The sequence below is a fragment of the Candidatus Gracilibacteria bacterium genome (assembly GCA_041661045.1).
GTDB lineage: Bacteria > Patescibacteriota > Gracilibacteria > UBA1369 > 2-02-FULL-48-14 > 2-02-FULL-48-14.
This window is the reverse complement of record JBAZVE010000001.1, coordinates 1,235,050-1,255,028: the sequence shown is the minus strand read 5'-3', so window position 1 is coordinate 1,255,028 and position 19,979 is coordinate 1,235,050. Positions and strand designations below refer to the sequence as shown.

Annotated in this window: 19 protein-coding genes; 12 read left to right on the top strand and 7 right to left on the bottom strand. The window is 47.3% G+C overall.

Features of this window, described 5'->3' with window-relative positions; all coding sequences use genetic code 25:
- Window positions 1-162: 162 nt before the first annotated feature.
- The 4 genes from WC777_06050 to WC777_06035 are packed head-to-tail and all read left to right on the top strand — an operon-like array spanning window position 163 to window position 4,239.
- Window positions 163-771, top strand: coding sequence for a CHC2 zinc finger domain-containing protein (locus WC777_06050; GenBank protein ID MFA6024727.1), 609 nt, complete (start codon window positions 163-165; stop codon window positions 769-771).
- Window positions 756-2,393 carry a hypothetical protein gene (locus WC777_06045; protein ID MFA6024726.1) on the top strand — a complete coding sequence of 546 codons (1,638 nt, stop codon included), beginning with the start codon at window positions 756-758 and terminating at the stop codon, window positions 2,391-2,393. The genes WC777_06050 and WC777_06045 overlap by 16 nt, the downstream gene beginning before the upstream one ends.
- Window positions 2,381-3,262 carry a tyrosine-type recombinase/integrase gene (locus tag WC777_06040; GenBank protein ID MFA6024725.1) on the top strand — a complete coding sequence of 294 codons (882 nt, stop codon included), beginning with the start codon at window positions 2,381-2,383 and terminating at the stop codon, window positions 3,260-3,262. The genes WC777_06045 and WC777_06040 overlap by 13 nt, the downstream gene beginning before the upstream one ends.
- Before the next feature lie 53 nt (window positions 3,263-3,315).
- Window positions 3,316-4,239: a trypsin-like peptidase domain-containing protein gene (locus WC777_06035; protein MFA6024724.1), complete on the top strand. Its 924-nt coding sequence runs from the start codon at window positions 3,316-3,318 to the stop codon at window positions 4,237-4,239.
- Between the two features lie 194 nt (window positions 4,240-4,433).
- Here WC777_06035 and WC777_06030 read toward each other — a convergent pair whose 3' ends face one another.
- A complete protein-coding gene (locus tag WC777_06030) occupies window positions 4,434-4,952 on the bottom strand; it encodes a hypothetical protein (GenBank protein ID MFA6024723.1) in 519 nt (172 codons plus the stop codon).
- Window positions 4,953-5,071: 119 nt separating this feature from the next.
- Here WC777_06030 and WC777_06025 point away from each other — a divergent pair, with 119 nt between their 5' ends.
- The 7 genes from WC777_06025 (at window position 5,072) to WC777_05995 (ending at window position 11,025) form a co-directional block, all read left to right on the top strand.
- A complete protein-coding gene (locus WC777_06025; GenBank protein ID MFA6024722.1) occupies window positions 5,072-5,632 on the top strand; it encodes a hypothetical protein in 561 nt (186 codons plus the stop codon).
- A 31-nt stretch (window positions 5,633-5,663) separates the two neighbouring features.
- Entirely contained in the window at window positions 5,664-6,431 is a 768-nt protein-coding gene (locus WC777_06020; GenBank protein ID MFA6024721.1) for a hypothetical protein, read from the top strand.
- Complete coding sequence (locus WC777_06015) at window positions 6,413-7,204, top strand: class I SAM-dependent methyltransferase (protein MFA6024720.1); 792 nt, start codon at window positions 6,413-6,415, stop codon at window positions 7,202-7,204. Before WC777_06020 ends, WC777_06015 begins: the two co-directional genes overlap by 19 nt.
- A 96-nt stretch (window positions 7,205-7,300) precedes the next feature.
- The gene (locus WC777_06010) at window positions 7,301-7,849 is read left to right on the top strand and encodes a hypothetical protein (protein MFA6024719.1); all 549 of its coding nucleotides are present in this window, start codon (window positions 7,301-7,303) and stop codon (window positions 7,847-7,849) included.
- A 31-nt stretch (window positions 7,850-7,880) separates the two neighbouring features.
- The gene (locus WC777_06005; protein MFA6024718.1) at window positions 7,881-8,468 is read left to right on the top strand and encodes a hypothetical protein; all 588 of its coding nucleotides are present in this window, start codon (window positions 7,881-7,883) and stop codon (window positions 8,466-8,468) included.
- Window positions 8,469-8,580: 112 nt separating this feature from the next.
- A complete protein-coding gene (locus tag WC777_06000) occupies window positions 8,581-9,342 on the top strand; it encodes a hypothetical protein (GenBank protein ID MFA6024717.1) in 762 nt (253 codons plus the stop codon).
- Between the two features lie 567 nt (window positions 9,343-9,909).
- The gene (locus WC777_05995) at window positions 9,910-11,025 is read left to right on the top strand and encodes a hypothetical protein (GenBank protein MFA6024716.1); all 1,116 of its coding nucleotides are present in this window, start codon (window positions 9,910-9,912) and stop codon (window positions 11,023-11,025) included.
- Window positions 11,026-11,160: 135 nt separating this feature from the next.
- On the opposite strand, the gene WC777_05990 is transcribed toward WC777_05995, so the two are convergent.
- Window positions 11,161-11,634 carry a hypothetical protein gene (locus tag WC777_05990; protein MFA6024715.1) on the bottom strand — a complete coding sequence of 158 codons (474 nt, stop codon included), beginning with the start codon at window positions 11,632-11,634 and terminating at the stop codon, window positions 11,161-11,163.
- A 33-nt stretch (window positions 11,635-11,667) separates the two neighbouring features.
- Window positions 11,668-13,854, bottom strand: coding sequence for an S-layer homology domain-containing protein (locus WC777_05985; protein ID MFA6024714.1), 2,187 nt, complete (start codon window positions 13,852-13,854; stop codon window positions 11,668-11,670).
- A 50-nt stretch (window positions 13,855-13,904) separates the two neighbouring features.
- Here WC777_05985 and tsaE point away from each other — a divergent pair, with 50 nt between their 5' ends.
- Complete coding sequence (tsaE, locus tag WC777_05980) at window positions 13,905-14,315, top strand: tRNA (adenosine(37)-N6)-threonylcarbamoyltransferase complex ATPase subunit type 1 TsaE (GenBank protein ID MFA6024713.1); 411 nt, start codon at window positions 13,905-13,907, stop codon at window positions 14,313-14,315.
- 201 nt (window positions 14,316-14,516) lie between these two features.
- On the opposite strand, the gene WC777_05975 is transcribed toward tsaE, so the two are convergent.
- The 4 genes from WC777_05975 to WC777_05960 form a co-directional block, all read right to left on the bottom strand.
- Window positions 14,517-15,752: a peptidoglycan-binding protein gene (locus tag WC777_05975; GenBank protein ID MFA6024712.1), complete on the bottom strand. Its 1,236-nt coding sequence runs from the start codon at window positions 15,750-15,752 to the stop codon at window positions 14,517-14,519.
- 163 nt (window positions 15,753-15,915) lie between these two features.
- A complete protein-coding gene (locus WC777_05970; protein ID MFA6024711.1) occupies window positions 15,916-16,536 on the bottom strand; it encodes a hypothetical protein in 621 nt (206 codons plus the stop codon).
- A gap of 11 nt (window positions 16,537-16,547) precedes the next feature.
- Window positions 16,548-19,010, bottom strand: a complete 2,463-nt coding sequence (locus tag WC777_05965; GenBank protein MFA6024710.1) for a type IV secretion system DNA-binding domain-containing protein — start codon at window positions 19,008-19,010, stop codon at window positions 16,548-16,550.
- A 59-nt stretch (window positions 19,011-19,069) separates the two neighbouring features.
- A complete protein-coding gene (locus WC777_05960; protein MFA6024709.1) occupies window positions 19,070-19,828 on the bottom strand; it encodes a PD-(D/E)XK nuclease family protein in 759 nt (252 codons plus the stop codon).
- Window positions 19,829-19,979: the final 151 nt, after the last annotated feature.

The window sequence follows — 19,979 nt, the reverse complement described above, 5'->3', positions numbered from 1 at the left end:
GAAAGGACAAAGTGGTGATCCCCGTCTAAGGTTCCATTTCAACGATGAGCCTCGACTCCACTTGGTACTAGATCGGTACACCCGGCAGGAATTGAACCTTCCTGCCCATGCGGTTCTATCGAACCTGCGTTTTTTGAAGACTCGAATTAACGAATTCAGCATATGAAGAGAAACGATCAATTCCAGCAGTGGGAGAACTCATGGCGCCGTAGCTCGCCTCAGATGAACTTGGAGACCATCAAGGCAGCTTTCCCAGACATGTACGAGGCTGAGACTCATCGGACTCTCCTTGATGATGTCGAAAAATATCAGCGACTGGCTGAGAAATGTAGGGCAATGATGGAAAGGCAGAGAGCCAGTGATCCAAAAACAAAGAAACTTCTGGATCACACGATTCGTGCCGTTGCTGTTCCTCTTATCTCACTTACCCGGGACAGAATTCTGAAGAAACTTTCCATGTTGGGATCCTCAAGCCCACAGGTACGAGTACGCATGACTGAAGAAGACAAAGCACGAGCAAAGGCAGCTCCTATTGTTCAGATAGCAGAGTGGAACGGACTTCATCCAAGAAAAATTGGAGTCCGATTCGTAATCCTGTGCCCCTTCCATGAAGAGAGGCACCCGTCGTGCACGCTGTATCCGGAAACGAATAGTTTCTACTGTTACGGATGTGCCGCCGGCGGAGATGTCATCGCATTCACGAAAGACCTGAGAAGGGAAAGTTTTCCAGAAACCATTAACTACCTAAACCGACTATGAACACACCACTAAATGAAAATGAAGAAAAGAAAATACTGGAAGTCATTTCTCTAGAGAAAGGAGACGAGAAATCCGGTTCAATCACAGAAAAATTACTGAAAATATTTGAAAAAATGGAAGTAGTGCTTTTTATCGATCAGTTCGACACACCATTTTTCTCTACAGTTATCAAAGGAGTGAGAACGAACTTTCCAATTGAAACTAAAAATTTTAGACATTTTGCTCAAAAAGTATCATTTGAGGGGGGCTTAGGGCTGCTCGGTAGGGAGGTTGTACAGAAGGTGGAAGATCTCTTCGCTGCCAAGGCGATCCACGAGGGTGAAGTAATCAACCTGGCCAATAGAGTAGCTTCTTATGAAGAAAGTTTTTGGTATGACCTCGGCAAAGGCCAAGCTATTCGAGTAGATAAAAACGGATGGATGCAGGAAGATGCCCCGATGATATTTAGGTCGTATCAGCACCAACTCCCTCAAGTCTCACCTCAAACCATCGGAGGAGATGCACACCTATTGCTCAGATTTATTACATTAAAGAACAAGGAAAATGAGTGCCTCCTCCTAACATGGACGATCACTTGCCTCATTGCTGATATTCCACACGCCGTCTTAGTTTTACATGGCGAGAAAGGGGCCGGAAAGTCCACAACAATGAGGTTTATTCAAAGCTTGGTGGATCCTTCAAAAGCAGGAATCCTGAGCTTTCCCAGGATATCCGAACTCGTGCAACAAATGCAGCATCATCATTGCATATTCTACGACAATTTAAGAAAACTCAGTGACGCCGAGGCGGATGCTCTTTGTCGGGCAGTAACGGGTGGAGGAAATACCAAAAGGAAACTTTATACAGACGATGAGGATGTGGTGTACAACTTTCGCCGCTGCATAGGGTTGAATGGAATCAGTAACATGGTAGAGACCCCTGATCTCACTGATAGGAGCCTCACTATTGAACTGAGCCGTATTGAAAGCAGCGCAAGAAGAACAGAGCAAGAGATCGATGAAGAATTCGAACTCGCCCGGAGCACAATGCTTGGAGGTTTTTTTGACATTCTTTCCAAAGCCATTGAGCTATACCCAACCGTAAAGCTGAAAAACTACCCCAGGATGGCAGATTTTGCCAGGTGGGGATACGCAATCAGCGAAGCGCTGGGTTACGGAGGTGAATTTTTCCTCAAGGCTTACAACAACAATATTCAAAAGCAAAACGAAGAAGTCGTGGAAGCAAACCCAGTAGCTTTTGCCGTAAGAAAGCTTATGGAAACCGAGGAAGGGTGGCGTGGCACTCCTGCAGAACTTTTGGATCAGTTCACAAAGCATTGGAGTGACTGGAAACTCGACGAAAAGGCGTGCCCAAAAAATCCAAGTGTACTTGGCAAGTTCTTAAAAGAGGTGAAGTCAAACCTTGAAGAAATTGGCATTCACTTCGAATATTCAAAGGACGATCGTGGTCGGCACTATACTTTCGCAAAAACTTCTGTCTTTCCCGTCCTGCCGTCCGGTGAACCTGAATCTGTAGAGGACACGAGGGACAGCAAAGACAGCAGTTTGCCGGCACTTTCGGACGATCAAATCCGGAGTGCTTTGTGGCCCAAAGCTGAAATCATCACTGAACCACTTAAGAAATGAACGACCTAGCCAATCTTCACCGGGAATTTCGCCGTTTTTGCTCTCTAGAAGAGGGGCTGGCTGGTCGAACGGTGAAAGCAATGGAAATGTCGTTCGGAACCTTCCTAAGACGAACAGGCCTTAAGGAATTGAACGAGGTCAGCGAAGCTACCTTACGAGAGTTCTTCTATGAAGGGAGGGAGAAGTATCAATGGTCTCAGAGTCACTACTCAAACAATCACAAATATCTCAAGCGGTTCATGGGCTGGTGTGTGCAGCGTGGACTAAGGAAGGACAATCCATTGGAGGTCATAAAAAGACCGAAAGCCGCACAGCCTTTGCCGCGCAGGTTGACAGGAGAGGACGCACGGAAAATCCTCTATGGGAGCTTCACCTTGCCTTGGCGTTACGAATTCGAGCAGACAAGGAATCACGCCATAATCTCAACATTCCTCTTCACGGGTTTACGCATGAGCGAACTGCTGAACTTGGAACTCACAGATGTCGACCTCAAGAACCGGTCCATCCTTGTCCGCCACGGAAAGGGGAACAAGGACCGATGGGTACCAATTCATTACAAGCTGGTTCGAACACTTTCACAGTATTCGAAAACGAGACTAAAGGCCACTACGCCATGGTTCTTTCCGGGAAAACAAGGCGGAAAACTCACGCCAAAGAATTTGAGCAAAATCTGCAAAAGAATTGGACAGCACACAGGAGTTCGCTTCACTTGCCACCAGTTGAGGCACACTTTCGGAAGTGTAAGCGTGGAACAAGGACTTGGTATTGTTCAGCTCAAGGAAATCATGGGACACAGCAACCTCGCCTCCACTATGATCTACTTGAAGATGTCCGCAAAGAGCCTTGAGGAGGGTGTGAATCGGCTCGAATTGTTTTAGTTCGCGGAGAAGCCGTCCGTCTGATACCTTGGAAATGTCTCACCTCGTTTCAAATGCCCCCGATACAGGAACACATCAACAGTTCAATAGTCTTACTCAATACAGTATGGCCACAGGGAGAGAAAGGAGGAACGGGATTTTTCTATCGCCATATATCTGATGAGAGTCTGAAAACGATTAGTGAGCCTGGATGGGTAACGATTGAAGGACAGTACTTGGTTACCGCAAAACATTGTTTTTTGAGTGAAACACCTGGAACGCTACTTTTGCCAGACAAGGTTGTGCTGCGTTATGTTTTCCCTCAACAAAATGGCATTCCTGCAAAACAATTAGAAGTTCCAATTGAGCGAAAGTTACTTGAGCAACATTTAATTTTCTCTCGTGATCCTAGTGTAGATATAGCAGCGATTAGAGTCACAAATTTGATCGCTTCAGTCGAAGCTCCTGAACTCGCCGGATTTCCTCTTAACCTATCATTCGTACCCACCCATGCATTCACTCGGAACAATCTTCCCAAGCATTCTAAACTCATCGAAGTAGAAGCGACCTCGCGCATTGTGATTATTGGATATCCAGAAGGATACCACGATGAACATAACCTATTCCCTTTATCCAAGTCTGGAAGTATAGCCTCTGGTTGGGGCATGAGATTTAACGATGAGCCTTGCTTTAAAGTCGATGTGCAACTTTTTCCAGTTTCCTCAGGAAGCCCTGTCATTTCCGAACCGACAAACATTGTTGTGAAGGACGGGAAGATAATGACCAATACGCAAAAAGACTTTCTTCTCCTGGGAGTCTATTTAGGAGAGTGGCAGGTCCCTTCTAAGGAAGAATGTACCTTGGTTCAGGATGGTATTGAGAAAAAAGTGGAGTTAAATCGAAGACGATCTTTAGGGATAGGAACTGCTTGCTATGCAGATGAAATCGAAAAAATGATTCTCGACCCAATTTCCTTTGAGGAATTAAAAGCGTTATAACTTTCATTTTCGCTAAACTTAAGACATAATCATAAACGAGCTGTTGGTCGTTGAATAAACGCCGACTCAAAAACTCTGAATGGTCGAATATGGCTAAGGTAAGCCAATAATCAGGCATACCGAAGGTGGAAAACGGCTTCTAAGCTGTTGGTCGCAGGTTCGATTCCTGCCCAGGGTACCATATCTCAATCGGTCTACGCCTCTAAAGGTTCACGAAGGGAATATTCTGGTGGTGTATACTCTGGAAGTGCCTCATCTGCGCTAACAAGAACATCATCTTGATCTGAAATGGGTACAACTTGAACCGTGATACTCACCACATCTGCAATTTCATCTCCAAGGTTCTCTCTAAGAGTTTTCTCTGTTGCAACCCTTGCTGCGTCTAAGAGCTCTCTTTCCGCATGTCTTCTATCTCTACGAACAGCAAACTCCCAGTTTTCCCTTAATTTGGTCAACAAATCTTGCATAGCATCCTTTAGGCTAGCCCCTTTCCCAATATAAATTCCAAATCTTGTAATGTCTGTCTGCGCATCTTCTCGATCATCAATGACGACAAACACCGACCCATTATGAACGACTTGTTTTAAAACCCTACGGCCTTCGTACTCAATCCAACCGACATCCGCTCCCTCTTTGTTACGGAGTTTTTCTGCCTTAATATATTCACCTTGAATGGGGTCACCAGTCTCGCTCATATCCTGAGTATTAGGCATTAAATTTAAGTGTACAGTCTAGAACTTATAGGATGCCCCGTCAAGTCCCTATGTAGGTCCAGTGCGTGATCTTGATAAAATCAGGTTTGACCTGTAACTTGCATGAGTAACCCAAATAAATGAAAAAATATTTTGTCCTTCTCCTCTCTCTCTCATTAGTAAGCTGTTCCACCAGCCCATCTGTAGAGACAGTGAGTTATAAAAATCCTGAAAATGGGTATTCCCTAGAACTCAGCGAGGGTTGGCTTATTGAAGAAGATTCCCATTGCACCAACTTCACCAGCCCCCAATTAACCGCCTATAACGAAGCGTGGATAGAGTCTCATCTAGATGTAACAGGGGGAGACTTTTGGGTCCCGTATGACCTAAGAATCTGCAGAGAGCAAGGGCCAATGCCAACTCCTTATGGTGATTTATCCGATCAAGAATTAATCACCATTGATGGGATTGAAGCCAAGAAAATGAAAGTCCAAGCAGAGCTTTGGACGGGCTCTGTAATCCAAATCTCTTTAGATAGTGAGTATATCGAAATCGAATATCGTCCCAGCCCAGAATGGCTTCCAGAAAGCGACTTCTTAGAAATTTTTGAGACCTTACAACTTGAGATCAATTGAAATTTGATAATAGATTTCATTCAGCTGAAGCCTTTGCGTATTGCAAAAAGAGCACAATGCCAGTAGGCTCACACCTTAGCCATTTAATTTGTTCGCCATGTTTAAAAGATCTTTGCCTCTAGCGCTAGCAGCAGGGCTAGCAGCCTGTGAGTTAGACCCCAAAAGTGATACCTCCGGAGATGTTGACGCTGATGTCCCTCAAATGCATCAAGAGGCGCAGGAGGGATCTGAGGTGCCAGTTGTTGATAAACCTGAATCAAACGGTGTAGAACGATTAGCTGACCAACCTGTCGTGAGAGCCAGAAGAGTGCTTAAGTCCACATATGCAAATTGTCTTGGGAGTGATCATGGGGGTCCAAAGCCTCATAATGCACTGCAGAATCAAGTTGTGACCGCTTATCAAGAGTGTAATCCGCTGCCACCGGATGATTTTGAAGCATGTATCTTGGATCCAGAACAATTTGGAGGTGCAAAAAATTCAAGTGCTCTTGCTGAGTTCTGGGGGAGTAAATATCCCGATCAAGAAGTATCTATGACCCACTATGGGGCTAGGTATGGCAGCTGGCATGAGGCCGACATTCAAGAATATCCTGGTGGCTATTTGGCTGCGCTCGTGGTTAATAAAGGTGAAAACCTTGATTCTGAGACCGTAACATTTGCCATAAATGGAGTACCCATTCATACAGGAAATTTGGGATGGATTGGACTCGTCGATAAAGAGCCTGGAAGAGCCTTCTTCAGAGAAACTGGTGGTGCTGACAGCATGTTTGGCAGCACGAATGTGTTTGTGGTTGATTTCACGGGCATACCAAGCCTTTGTGAATGAAAGTGACTCTTTATAGCTCTATGAGCGAAACCTCTTTAACCGAGTTACAAGCCGATTTGCCCCCGGAAATGTTGAGTAGATCCTTGGAAGCCGTGATGCAGCTTTTTGATTCCTGCCCAGGCTTTTCCTTTGAGGAAGAAATTGAGGAGCGCTTGGATATAACAAACCAAAGAATCCTGAGGGTTTTGAGCGCGGCATGTGGGTCTGGAGCTCATCTTGAAGAACTGTGTAGGACAATCGATACATTTTCGGATTCCCCCATAGCGATAGCTCCGAAAATTGAGGCGATGGGTATAGATCTGAAACCACAGCCATCCCTCATCCCGGAGGAGGTTCTGTGCCTTGGCCCAAGCAGATCGCTTTCTGCACGACTCATCTCGGGTGACATTCAAGATCTCGCCTCCATTCCAGACGATTGGATTGATTTCTATTGGTGTGCCTCAGGATTTCAGTATACCCCAAATACCCTCGAAGCTCTCGAAGAAGCATGGAGGGTGCTTAGGAAGCCAGCGGATGGCTATCCGGGTGGAGTGATGATTATAGATTGTCCTTGGCGACTCCTTTCCAATCCCTCAATTTCTCAAATCTTAGACCGTACCCCAGGAGCAAGAGCAACTTTCTCTTTAAGGCAATCCATGAGTCCATTCACAGATAGGGTGGGAGATCAGTTTATTCTTGCACGAAAGGGGACGGATACGGAATTCAGAGGGTTTCCATTTCGATTCACTGGCGCAATACCAGCCTTTGAAAACCCAGAAAATGCACGAAAAAAACATTGTGTCATCGGGCAGTATGAAGCTTTGGAAAGGTAGAAAAGATCTCATAGTTGTTGGATCATCCAGCCCAGGGTTCTTCGTAGATATAGTAAATCTATGCGAGAGGTGCTAAACTCCGTTCCATTCATATCTATGGAAATTTTTAAAATCTCTCCTGCAGGGCCAGAACTGGATGAACTGAGTAGAAAATCTCTAGTAGAAATACTTGAAGATTGGGACGCAAGAGATACGGGAGGCACAATTTCTTCTGCAACGCAGGGCGTCTCAACCGACTTTCATCCTGAACTCCTACAAACCTACAGTGGAAGGAAAAGGCACAAAGATAAAGGCATTCACAAGCTTCACCGCTTTGGAGACGAAGAGATTCAGAGAACGGCTCAAGAAAGGGGCATACAGGTGCAAGGACTCATCCCAGGTAGTTTTTGTGTGGACTTAGAGGCAAGAATCATAGCGCATCACCCCAGGCTCTCGATGAGAGGCCGTGACGATTATAGGAAAGACAACCCTATGGAGAACTACCGTATTCGTGGAACGGCGATTGATCTCGTTCGAGAGCTCGTAAAATTCAAATTTCGCCTCTACGAACTATTGAATCCATATGAGGGGGGTGAGTATCGACTGGGAAAAGAAATAAACCATGAAGCTTTGGGAGGGCACCCTATTTACCAAAAGTCCGATTAGGGGTATAATCAACAGATATAAGCAATTATTTATGGCGGATACAGACCCAATTGACCCAACAGTCACAACAGTTGATGCAGTAGAAAGTGGAGATTCAGCACCTGCTGAGGCCGCGATGCCTGCTTCACCAGAAGTTGAAATGGTGTGTGCGGAAGAAGGCACTCAGCTTATGGATGTCATTGAAGCCCCTTCAGTTTTGGCTGCTTTGCATCCTGTCCTTAGTGAAGCTTTAAACAGCGATGCCGCGGCTTATCTTCGAGAAGAAAGACGGATCAGGGTGGGGCAAATGACCACGAATCCAGATTTAGAAAGGGTGCTACGAGAACTCAATCAAGAATTCGAGGAATTCTATGAAATTGTGAAAGATCCCAGTAGGAGGTTAGGCGCCACCATGGGACAAAGGTTGATGCAAGCTATCTTGAGGGTCCGCCATATATTGAGGGACTGTGGAGTGGATGATGAGATCATGCTTGCCTTCGCTGCCTTTGCCATGACTACTGGACGGGAACTGATCAAGCAGCACCCTACCACAAAACCTTTCAATCCAGAGGAATTTGAAAGGGAAAAAATGCTACAGGAAATCATGATGGATTTGATCAAAGGACGGAGCGCGAGCTAATGTCTGTCATCCCAGCATCTCATAACTGTTCAGTACGGCAAAAGCCCCTGGCCCGAAGGCTCTTTACAAATCCATAAACATATTGTAGTTTAGGCTATAAAATTTCTCTCTCATGACTCATCTAAGTGAAGTAGAAGCCCGCGCCCTCTACGATAGGGGCTTGGATAAAGTTCTTTCGGCTCCAGGAAGAAACCAAGAAGATGAAAGGCTTTTAGCTACAATGCGTAGTTTCAAAAGTCGAGTACTTTGGGTAGAGTTGCAAGGGGATCGATTGATAAGTGTTGAAGGTGGTACAGGAATTCAAGGATACAAATGCATTATTCCTTTCGAGCATCGTTTGTTTACAACGGCACAACCTATATTTGTTGCAGATCGAACTGACCTCAATCTTCTAATGATGAAAGCCTTTCCTGTGGAGGAGACATGGGCCGGACTGCTAGGAGTACATGAGCATCGACATCTTTACGACAAAGCAGTGGGGATAGAGCCTAAACAATCGAATGCAGGAAGCGCACGATCATCTGCCTACTACGCTGGAGAAGGACGGGCCTACGCAACAGAAAATGCTGCCGCCGATGCGTACACAGAAGGTGAATGGCGCAGGGTTTTAGAAAAAACTATTCAGAGACACGGCATTACAAAGGCAAAAAAGATTTCTAATGCAGTTAGAAAAGGTGCTATCAAAGGGGTGGTTGATCTTCAAGAGCTTGAAAGCGTAATCACCACCAAACCTGCGGAGTCTGAACAAGAAGAAGTCTTAAGAGATGGTTTTAGTCTGATGGCTTTAACCCAATACCTGCTGGAAAAGGAAGGCCGGAAAGAAGATTTCCCTAATCACATACAGGCGATGATGGAGAGACCAAGGCGTAGATAAAAGGATTATCACTTATCGAGACTCTCTAAGCCAACCGGCAGGATTAGCCTGGATTTAACAGAGAAAAAATGCTATAATTAAAAGATTAGAATTCCATCCATTGCAAATATGAGTAAAGGAGCAGCACCAGAGGGGCAAATAACAGCACTCACCAGAGTGGATGCTGCTGTTGACATGCCCGAAACGCTACAACAACTGGAGGAGTTCGGAAAAATGGGTCTTTTTGCCCAGGAGGCACTGCACGCTTATCGGGAGGCAGTCGCGAGGGATGAAGCCGCCATAAATGCATTCAGAAAAAAAAGAGAGGAAATTGACGCGACTGAGTATAAAGAGCCACAACAGTTGAGAGACAGCTTCCCCAACCCAGAATTCGAAAGACTACCTGATGCGCTTCTTGGGTTCAGTACAGAGATTTCTCAAATAATTAGAGTATTGCCTCCCGAGCAAAGGAACCCCAAAAAAATTCTGGAAGAGCTATTCATGCAAGACCCGAGCAAATTAGTCTTGGTAGTAGAGAGCATAGACCTTGATACAAGAGGATTCTCCGACGAAGTAAGCCAGCTCTTTGTGAAGATTTTGAATGTATATTTCAAGGATGAAGGCGGCCCAAAGTTTGGTTCCAAGATTGCTTATGAAAAAAACTTTGATCCACACGTTGATGATAAGGTGAGTACGCCCTCTGCTAGAGTGATAAACAAAGCTCACTCTTCTTATATCGTGGGTGTAGGGTTGCCAGCTGCCCGTAGGGAGACTTTGGCAGATTGGTTCTCAGAGCTATTTTTAAGCATGAAGGAAATGCAGTTGGATCCCAAGGGTAACTTTCCACTGATGGCTAAAGCTACCATCCTTACCCTTGAAGATTTGTCTACAAGGAGAGTTGTCGTCAAGGCCATTATTGACCGGCTTTTCTTGGGTCAAACTGTGGAGCAAAGGGCTGGTTGCCCGGAAGATGTGTGGAGTGCCATGCTGAAAGCGCGTTCCTCATCACAGTTGAAAGCTCCGGTGCTGGGGGAGAACAGTTTGATAGATTTCGTGAGATTACAAATGGTTCACCCCGACTTAGACCAAAGACCACTTTTGAAAAAAGGCTTGCAGAGCCACGCAAGAAAAGCAGCACTTCAATCGGGACTGAAGCCGGAGGATGCAAGCACAAGGCTTGTTATAGAAAGGCTGCTTGGGAAGAACTTTCTCGAAGATCTCACGAAAAAAACAGAAAAATTAGCTTGGATTGTTCCACAGTTGTCCCACAGGTTTGCCACTTGGTACCGCTTTTGGATCAATGAGGACCACATTAAAGAAACAGAGGACATCCTAAACGCTAAGGTTGAACCGGTAGTGGAACAGTTCTATGAAGGCTTTAAAATCGCTACATTTTTTCGTCATCTTGGAGAAAAGCTAGCAAAGGGCGCTGCAGAAAACCCGGAATTTACTGAACAAGCACTCTTGTATTTAGCTTTGGCAAGAGGCATCTCTGAAGAACTGACGCGGCAAGCCTCATTGATTGAGGTGTCTCTTGATATGAAGACACTAGGAGATGGATTTGATCTGAGTGCCGTCATGAACGGCGTGGCAGCATTGGAGTTTTTACGCTCAGATCCAGCTGCGAGTGCAGTAGTGGGCATCATCCAAGATGTACTTCACAAAGTGCAGGCATCCAGTGAACTGGCAAGGCTGGAGTCTTAGGCCAAAACTACATCTCTCCCCACACCCTTCCGGTTCCAAGATCCACGCACCCCTCAAGGCTAAGCCAACTGGCGCCGCCCGGAAGGTCGTGGCAAGGGAAAGAAGAAGTGCAGCGTTCATGTAATAAGGTTAATGTTAAGATGCTTTTCTCCGGTGTATGCGGGTTTGAAGAACTTCTGTCACCAAGGGAGTGCGGAGCGATGGAACTTCCATGAGCAGCAACTTTATGCTCGCAACGATCTTTTGTCCTTTGGACTTATTACCATTTCGTAAAGCGCTTTGAAGATTGAAGACGGCTTTAGCTAAACGCGAGTAGCGGGCAGAAGGGGGAATCATATCCAGTTGATGGATAATCTCATACCTAAAGCCCTGCGATTCCAAGGCTTGAATAGCTCGAGCGGTCTGGGTGAGGTAGGTGAGCTCGTTTGGGTTAAGATCTCTAAGATTCGTATTCCCAAGCTGGACCAAACGATCGTGCAATTCCTCACGCATATCTGCGAGCACAGTGGGGTCTCTTTCTTCGGCTATCTCGTCCTGCAAGAGGTCGATGTGATATTGAGAACGCTGCAAGGCCTCCAAGCGACCTGTAAGTGCAGAAAAAGACTCCATGCTCCAAGGTTAGAAGCATGAATAATAGACCTTTTACTTAAAATGTCAATTTGCCTGCATGAGGCTGGTGTACGGGGTTCCGCCATTTTGTTCCACCACGATCATTCGGTAAATGACCTCGGCCACTTCAATGCGGCTCATGGGGTCCCCGGGGTAGAACAAATCACCACTGATGGGGAAGAGGTTCTTTTCCTTGGCATACGCAACGAAAGGAGCGTACCAAGAGAGGTTGTTCACATCCTCGTAAGGATCTTCTTCAACCACAGGGTCGATTTCGAGGCCTAAGGTGCCAATCATCTTGAGGAATTCCACGCGGTTCACCCCTTGAGTGGGCTTAAAGGAACCATCGGGGTAACCCTGCACCACGCCATTGGAGGCGGCGGTGGCTAAGACATCGGAATACCACTCACCATTTGAGGTGTCGCTGAAGCTAACGGTGAGTCCGCTGTTCACTCCTTGGTCGAGACCGCTGAAGATGAACTTGAGCGCCTCCACGCGGGAAACAGTATTGTCGGGCTTAAAGGAACCGTCGGGATAACCCTGAACCGTGCCTTTTTCAAACAAGTAGCTCACAGAAGTATAAAATTCATGCAGTTCGGAAACATCACTAAAGAGCTGAGATTCCAGGGTGCTGCTTTCGGTCACCTTGGTTCCATAAGTCACGCGAATGATCACATTTTCATCGGAATCAGAGGTGAAATCCACCGTGGCAATACCGGTAGTTAAATCCTTTTTAGTGAACTTATCCTTAGAAAACGATCCGGATCCCTGCACAAGGTCGAGCTCAATGGTTCCATCTCCATAAAATCCTGGAGTGGGCTTACCGGTGAGGTCTTGAGATTGAATTTGAATGCTTTCCGGCTTGCCGGGAACAAAAAACCCATCGTGCGCAACGCCAAACTTGGCAAAAGGTTCAATGCTGGCGATCACATACACGGTGGAAGAATAGTAACTGCGCGTGGCAACCGTTGCCGTAAGGGTCACTTCTCCTTCATGGTCCGCGTAAAGCGAGAGCTCCGCGACTCCATCCTCAAAGTCCGCCGCATTGATCGAGCTACGGTTCAGCTTGGCGGTGCTTTCGTCCGAAACAGTGAGGGTCATGGAGCCTTCAAAATCGGCGTCCTTTCTCACTTCGCCCGCCTCGTCCAAAAGGGTGATGCGGATGCTTTCGTTTTGCCCCGGCATAATGAACGCGGGGGTACTGATTTCGAGGTCACTAAAGTCGATGCTCACCACGGAAGAATCCACTTCCTCTTCAGTGGGGGTTTCCTCTTCCTCCGGCTCCTCTTCTTCTGGAGTGGCCGTGCTTTCTACGGTTGAAACAATGGGCGCATCCGTGAGCGTGGCGTCCTCATCCAAATGGTCTTGGACAAAATCCAAAGGATTGCGCGTGTATCTGTACATATTCTCTTCTCCAACTCCGGCAGTCACCGCCTCCCAAAAACTGTATCCGGCGGCACTGGCCTCTGCACTGGTGAAAGGCCAATAGGGATGCCAAGGCGCATCGTCAGTATCGAGCTGAAAATGCAGATGATAAGTCGTGGCCGTTCCCGTGTCTCCCACTTGGCCAATCACTTCACCCTTGGCTACTTCCTCTCCCTCCGTCACAAAGAAATCAGAAAGGTGAGAATAACTGCTATCCAAGGTGGTGGTTTGTCCTGGGAAATTGGGATCGGGGACACCGTTGTGTCTCACCACAATATATTTTCCAAAACTGCTGGAAGTCCCGGCACTGATCACAACTCCGTTGGCAATGCTGTAGACCGGCGTATTTTCGGGAACTTTAATGTCCACAGCGGGGTGAGTTCCAGATCCTTCACCAGAGTCGTCGAACTCATAGTTGTCCCCATAAGCCACGGAGAAGGTGATTTTGGTGTCTCGAATGATATCGTGTTCAGCATTTCCCCACACCAAGTCATCAGAGTCAAAAGTCAAATAATCATTGCGATATTCCGGAATAGGTCCAAGCGCAGACTTGGGAAGCTCTTGGTAACTCATGTCCCACTGCTCATCCGTCAAGTGCGTCCAACGCGGAGATTCCTGAATCGGCATCACCGTTCCATCAAAAGGATCATGCTCCTCCGTGCCGGTGAGGGATGTGAAGAGCAGGTGTGTTTCGTAACGGTAATTCACTCCAAAGACCGAAACTCCCAAAAGGGTTAAGAGCGAAATCCACTCTCGAACATGACGATTTTGGAGCTGACTGCGGAGTGTCTTCATATTTCTTTTGGTTTGATTTTGTTTTAATCTAGTAATAATAGCATATTTTCATGCAAAATACCACTCAAACCGCCGCGGAGACCATGGCTTTGGCAAAATCCTTGCTTGAGCAGTACCCGGAGCACAAAATTTGGCTGCTCTACGGGAACTTGGGGGCGGGAAAAACCACGCTCGTCAAAGGCTTGGCGGAGGCACTCGGCATTGAAGCAAGCGCCATCAAAAGCCCAACCTTCACATTGATTTCAGAACACCCTGGCCTCATTCATTACGATTTGTACAGACTCGAAAAGCTAGACCCCTTCACTTTGGATCAACTGGAAGAACACTTGGCGCAGGGGAAACACTTGGTGATCGAATGGCCGGAAAAAATAGAAGCACAGCTCCAACGACCCCATTTACGAATCCACCTAGAGCACAAGGGCGGGGATGAACGAGAAATCACGGTAACGGAGGTTCCCTAAAGAGGGAATTCTGGGGAAGATTGTAAAGAATGGGCGAGGTACATAAAGGCTCCCGTACCAGTCCACTATAACGAGGGATTTCTAAAGAGGTGTGAAGCACATAAAGGCTCCCTAACGAGGGAATTCTGGGGAAGATTGTAAAGAATGGGCGAGGTACATAAAGGCTCCCGTACCGAGCGCAATCTTTACAATCTTCCTCCCCTAGAAATCCTCCTTTTGGAGGCTCGCCAAAGTCTTGTCCGGCATCATAAGGGCCAAGCGACCCGCTTCGAGTTCTTCGCGTTGGTAGGCCATGAGACTTTTGCTTTCGTAACGGCTGGCCAAAATGGAGTTGAGCGCGCTGCGCGTTTGAGGCCCGAGGTAACCGGCTCCACTGTCGGTTTCGCTGGTCACGATGCCTTGAGATTGTTGGAATTTATAAAGGGCGTGCGCGGTGCTTTCTCCAAAAAGTCCGGTGGGAGCAATGCGCAAGAATCCAAGCGTTTGCAGTTCTTCTTGCAGGCGAGTCACGGTTTCTCCGCTGTCCCCAAGCGTGAGTGCGGTTCCAAAGCTTTCCTTCTCTTCAAACAAGTGAGGATACTTACTCATCAAGCTCTGTCCCTTTTGCAATTTAACCATTTCGTCCGAAACGCCGCCCAGGATCAAATCGTCAAATTTTCGACGAGTTTGAGGTCCAAAATGACCGGCTCCAAGCTCTTCGGAATCTGAAACAATGGCGTAGTCGGTTTGGAATTCAAACAAGGCTTGAGCGGTGTCCGCTCCATAAAAGCCATTGGTTTCGGTGAGGTAACCCCAATCCACCAAATATTGCTGCATTTTGGTGATTTCCTCTCCGGAATCTCCATAATAAAGGTCATCGGGGAATTCCAAAGTGTTCAAAAAGGTTTGAGTGTAGATGTTTTCAACGGTCAGGTATTGATCGAAGTAAACGGCAGCTTCAATCTCAGGCTTAACCCCATAGACACGGCATTCCACCGTTCGTTTTCCCCAACCGAGTGCTGCACGGAGACCTTCATCTCCATGTCCCATCCAAATATCCAAACGGTCATAAGAATTTCCTCGATTTCCGGCGGTTACAATGGCACCTCCTCTATCATTGACTGAGGTGGTTCCTACTCCGGGGATATAGATCTTAAGGCCAAAAGGGTAGCTCTTGGGAGCGGCGATCATACCCGGAAAAACCGGAGTTCCATCCGCTCCATTGGTCCCCCTTCCATTTAAAGTAATATCCCCTTCATACGAACCGGTCACATAGTTTTGTTGACCGAGCAAAGGAGAATAGTAGGCCGTAATAATGAAGGTTTGTATGTAATACTCAGCCTCTTCTTCGGGAGGAGGGGGAACACTGTCTTCCGCCAAGGCCAATAAAGTCCCACTGACTTGCAAAGCCATGAACAGAGAACTGAATACGAGCGCAAAGGTTTTTTTGACGATCATTTTTATTTTTAGTTTTATTTTTGAATCCTGATTTCAATTCAAGAATTCTTATCATTATAGCAGAAAACCGCGCATCGCGCCGCCCACTCGCCTTGACAAAATAGGGCGATCCAAAGAACCACCAGTAATTTTACAGATCACAATCCCTCCCTAGGGAGACAGTCTAACCTGTAAAGCTAGACAACAAAACGACAGTGATCCCAAAGATCAGGGCAAGGACAAAGGCGCCCACCTTGAGTGCCACAAAGAAGATTCCCCAGATTTTCCATTTGTCTTGAGCTTTTTTAAACTCTTGGACACTGGCCCATTCTTGGCTTCGCCACGCCCATTCATTGCCATGGAGGCCAAGCACAATCCACCAAAAGAGATTGATCGGAGAGATCCAAGATAAAAGAGAAATCCAAACACTGTGGTACGCGCCCCAAATCCAAGTGAGTCCGGCCGCACCCCAGTTCCATCCTTTAAGCTCAGCAGGAATCACGGAAGAAGGACCTTTTCCGGAACGAGCATCCACTTGCGAGAGCCGTGCGGCGGTGGTGTCTTTTCGCGCCAAGAAAAAGATTCCAAGAGGAATTCCAATCATCACGCCCAGGGTTCCAAGCAAACCGATAAAGGCAAGGCTGGTGTTCAAGGCAGCCTGGAGCTCGGAGATCTCTTCATTCGCCAACGGATTGGACCCCAAAATCATATTCACCAGGGCAAAACAAAACAGCGCCACCAGGATAAAAATCGGCGGAAGGATAATAAGCAGAAGACCGATGGATTTATTTTTACTTAAAGCCATAAACAGAGGGGTTAAATGACAGTTCCGAGGCGCCTAAACACCTCCCGTTCCACAAACTCTCTATCGCGGCCGTATTTGAGGCGGGAGAGCTGTTTGTAGGCTTCGGCCGCTTCAGGGTCGCCCTTATCAAGATAAGGATTCAGCGGAACAATGCTGAACGGTTTGGAGGGCTGCGTGTCGATGGAAAGTTTCATCACGGCCTTGTACTTATCGATGTTGATGAGATCTTGATCACTGAACACCGGCGCCATTTCTTTGGCCATGTACTCCGCATCTTGCGCGCCAATTTTGTACGCCATGATGCTTCCCACATTCCCGAATACGGCATCTTTCAGGTTCACGCCCTTGCCCTTCTTTCCATCCGCTTCCAGCTGCGCCAAATACTGATGCGCCATGGCGAGGCCCAGACGGTACTTTCGAGCTTCGGACAAAATCACTTCAATGGAATCGGTCACATAGTTTTGGAACTCATCGATGTAGAGGAAGAAATCCTTTCGCATCTCTTTGGGAAGCCGCTGCCGGCGCAAGGCCGCCACTTGGAGCTTGGACACAATAATCATACCCAACAGTTTACTGTTGATGTCTCCGGTTTCTCCCTTCGAAAGATTCATGAGCAAGATTTTGTTGGTGCTCATCACATCGGTAAAATCAAAGGCGCTGTGCGTTTGCCCAATGATGTTACGCATCATTCCGTTGGTCACAAACTGACCGAACTTGGCGGCAAAGTACGGAATCATTTCCTGCTTTTCTCGAGCCCCGGTCTTGGCCATCTGCTGATCCCAAAACGATTTCACGATGGGGTTTTTGAGGTCTTTGGTACGCTCATACTGGAAATCATCATCCGTAAAGAGGCGAACCATATCGGTGAGACAGCCGCCGTCTTTGTATTCCATCAAAGTCAAACACCCGTTTCTAAAATAATCCTGAATGCGGGGTCCAAATATTTCTTCATCAAACAATTTGATCATCATGTTCATGGCGTCCATGGCCACCAAGTCGCGTTCCTCCGGAGTCTCGGCTTCCAGCAAGTTGAGCCCCAGCGGTCGATCGAGGTCGGCTGGATTGAAATAAATGACATCATCGGCGCGTTCTCGAGGAATGAACGGAAGAATATCATCGATGAGCTGTCCGTGTGGATCCACCACACAAATCCCTTTGCCATTCTGTAGATCCTGGCGAACCATCACCTGTAAAATGGAAGATTTACCGGTACCCGTTTGTCCAATCACATAAAAGTGACGGAAACGATCCTCATTCTTCATGCGGATTTCCTTCTTCACTCCACGGTAAATATTGTGTCCCAACAAAATCCCTTCATCCGGAATGTTGGAAGGGGGAGGGGCAATTTTATAATTTTGCCAGTTGATGGTGGGGGCGCGATTGTAACGAATATTGGGGAGGTGGAACAGGCTTGCGAGCTCTTCCGGACACAAAATCATTTTCTCTGAAAAGAGGAAGCGCAGCGGTCGTTTCATGTCACGCATCAAAAAGTGATGCACCAAATCCCCCAAATAATTATCCCGTGCCGAAAGAGCATTGTTGTCGGTGGTGGTGTACTGGGCGAAGGCGGTCTTCATGCTGTGCAGCAGCGCTTCTGCTTTATTATGGGCATTGGAAACCGCCACCAAACGGATCACCGTTTCAAATCCCACTTGAGTATTTTTTTCCTCAATCGCCTTCACTTGTTCATCCAAAACCGAAGTGGTGCGCCCGCCTCCGGCTTCGTGCTCTTTCCCCGCCTCTCCGCGGAAAAGAATATTCAACATATCTCCAAGCCAAACCAAAGGATTGAAGCCGTGCAAAAAGCCCTCATGTTTATCTTCCATCACGGTTTTAGCCAGCTTGCGCCCCTTGTGTTGCCAGTGGTTGTGTAGGGGGCGAATCATGATTTGAATGCCTGCAGTTTCATAGGTCTCCAACTTGGAAAGCACATTGGTCATGGTGTTGAGCGGATCCGCCGTCATTCGTTGATAGGTGCGGATGGGGTAGGAGTAAGACTTGCTGAGGGTGAAGGTGGCATAAGCGGCCTTAGACCCCTCTTGAAAGAGATTGTAATCGGGCTCTTCTTCAATGTAGCAATCCGGATAAAAAGCCGTGAGCTGCTTCTCCACTACGGTGGTGAGGTGGTGAGGAACCACCAAGAAAAAGTCGATCAAATTGTCGCGAATGACATACTCACAAGAGATGAAATCATTCCCAAAAAAATGCTTGCGCCAAGTCTCATCTTCCAGCGAAGCCAAAGATTCAAAAAACTGCTTCATCACCCCCAGTGTGTCTTTAAAGTCCCGTTGCGAACCCATGGACTCCGTATCCTGCTCTTTATCTTCTTTAGATTCCTTTTTAGGAATACGAATTTTTAGGAACGACATCGAAAGCGAGCGCTTGCGATCCGCCTCAGCCCGCAGGAAATAAAGGAAGCCCCCAACGAGTGCAACGCCTCCAATAGCAACAAGTGCAATGATGAAATAAGTCATGCGTGAAAAAAGCTCGTGCCTACTTTAACACAAGCAGGGGAGATGGGTAAGGAAAAGTTTTACAAGTGCTCCACCCCTTTCACCGCCTCCCGGTACGCGCAAAAGTCGCACTCTTTGCCGGATGCCGGAATCTCTCCGCCCTGCAAACACTTATACAAAGCCCCCACAACACCCTCAATCCACCCATCGTCGCCGGTATACGGAATCAGCTTAATGCTGAACTCCAATTTCCCATCAAACGCGGCCTTGTCCGTGTCGCCGTTGCAGTACACAAAGTAGCCCGTGTCCGAAACGCGAAAGCCATTCCTCCTAAACAGCCATTGATAAATTTCCATCTGCCGCTTGTAGCCGTCCTGCCACTCCGCATCGAGCGAAACCTCCTCTTCTTTGGAAGTCGCCTTGTAGTCCACAATCAGCAGCTCGCCATCCGGCTTCACCCACACATCATCCACTCCTCCCGTCAGCACAAGATTCGTCCCCGGAAACTCATAGGTAATTCCTCTCCGCAACGAATCCCTCCACTCATCCATTCGCTCATCCACCAGCGGCACGGCCTCCAGCCCATACGCCTCCATCAACGGATGCGCCGTCCCTTTCGCCCTATGCAGATCAAACTCTTTCTTCAGCAGCGTATCCACCGCCGAATTCAACGAAAACGGATACCCCGGCGGCTGCCCCACTCCCAACCTCCGATCCAAATAAAAACACCTCGGACATTTTATGAACAGGTCGATTTTAGAGCGACTGATTCGAAACGGCTCCGACGACTTAGGATCGTAGAGATTCCGCGTGCGGTGAGGATTGTAGTATTTGGACATGGGGGAAGTGTAGCATTTAAAAGGTTGCCTAACCAAGTGGGTACTGTATGATTCAGCCAACCAATTTGGAAGGACGAAATTTACCTCACGCAGCAGGCATCATAAATGCAGTATGCTCACGGTGTGCATTGAAAAGTATTGACATTAATTT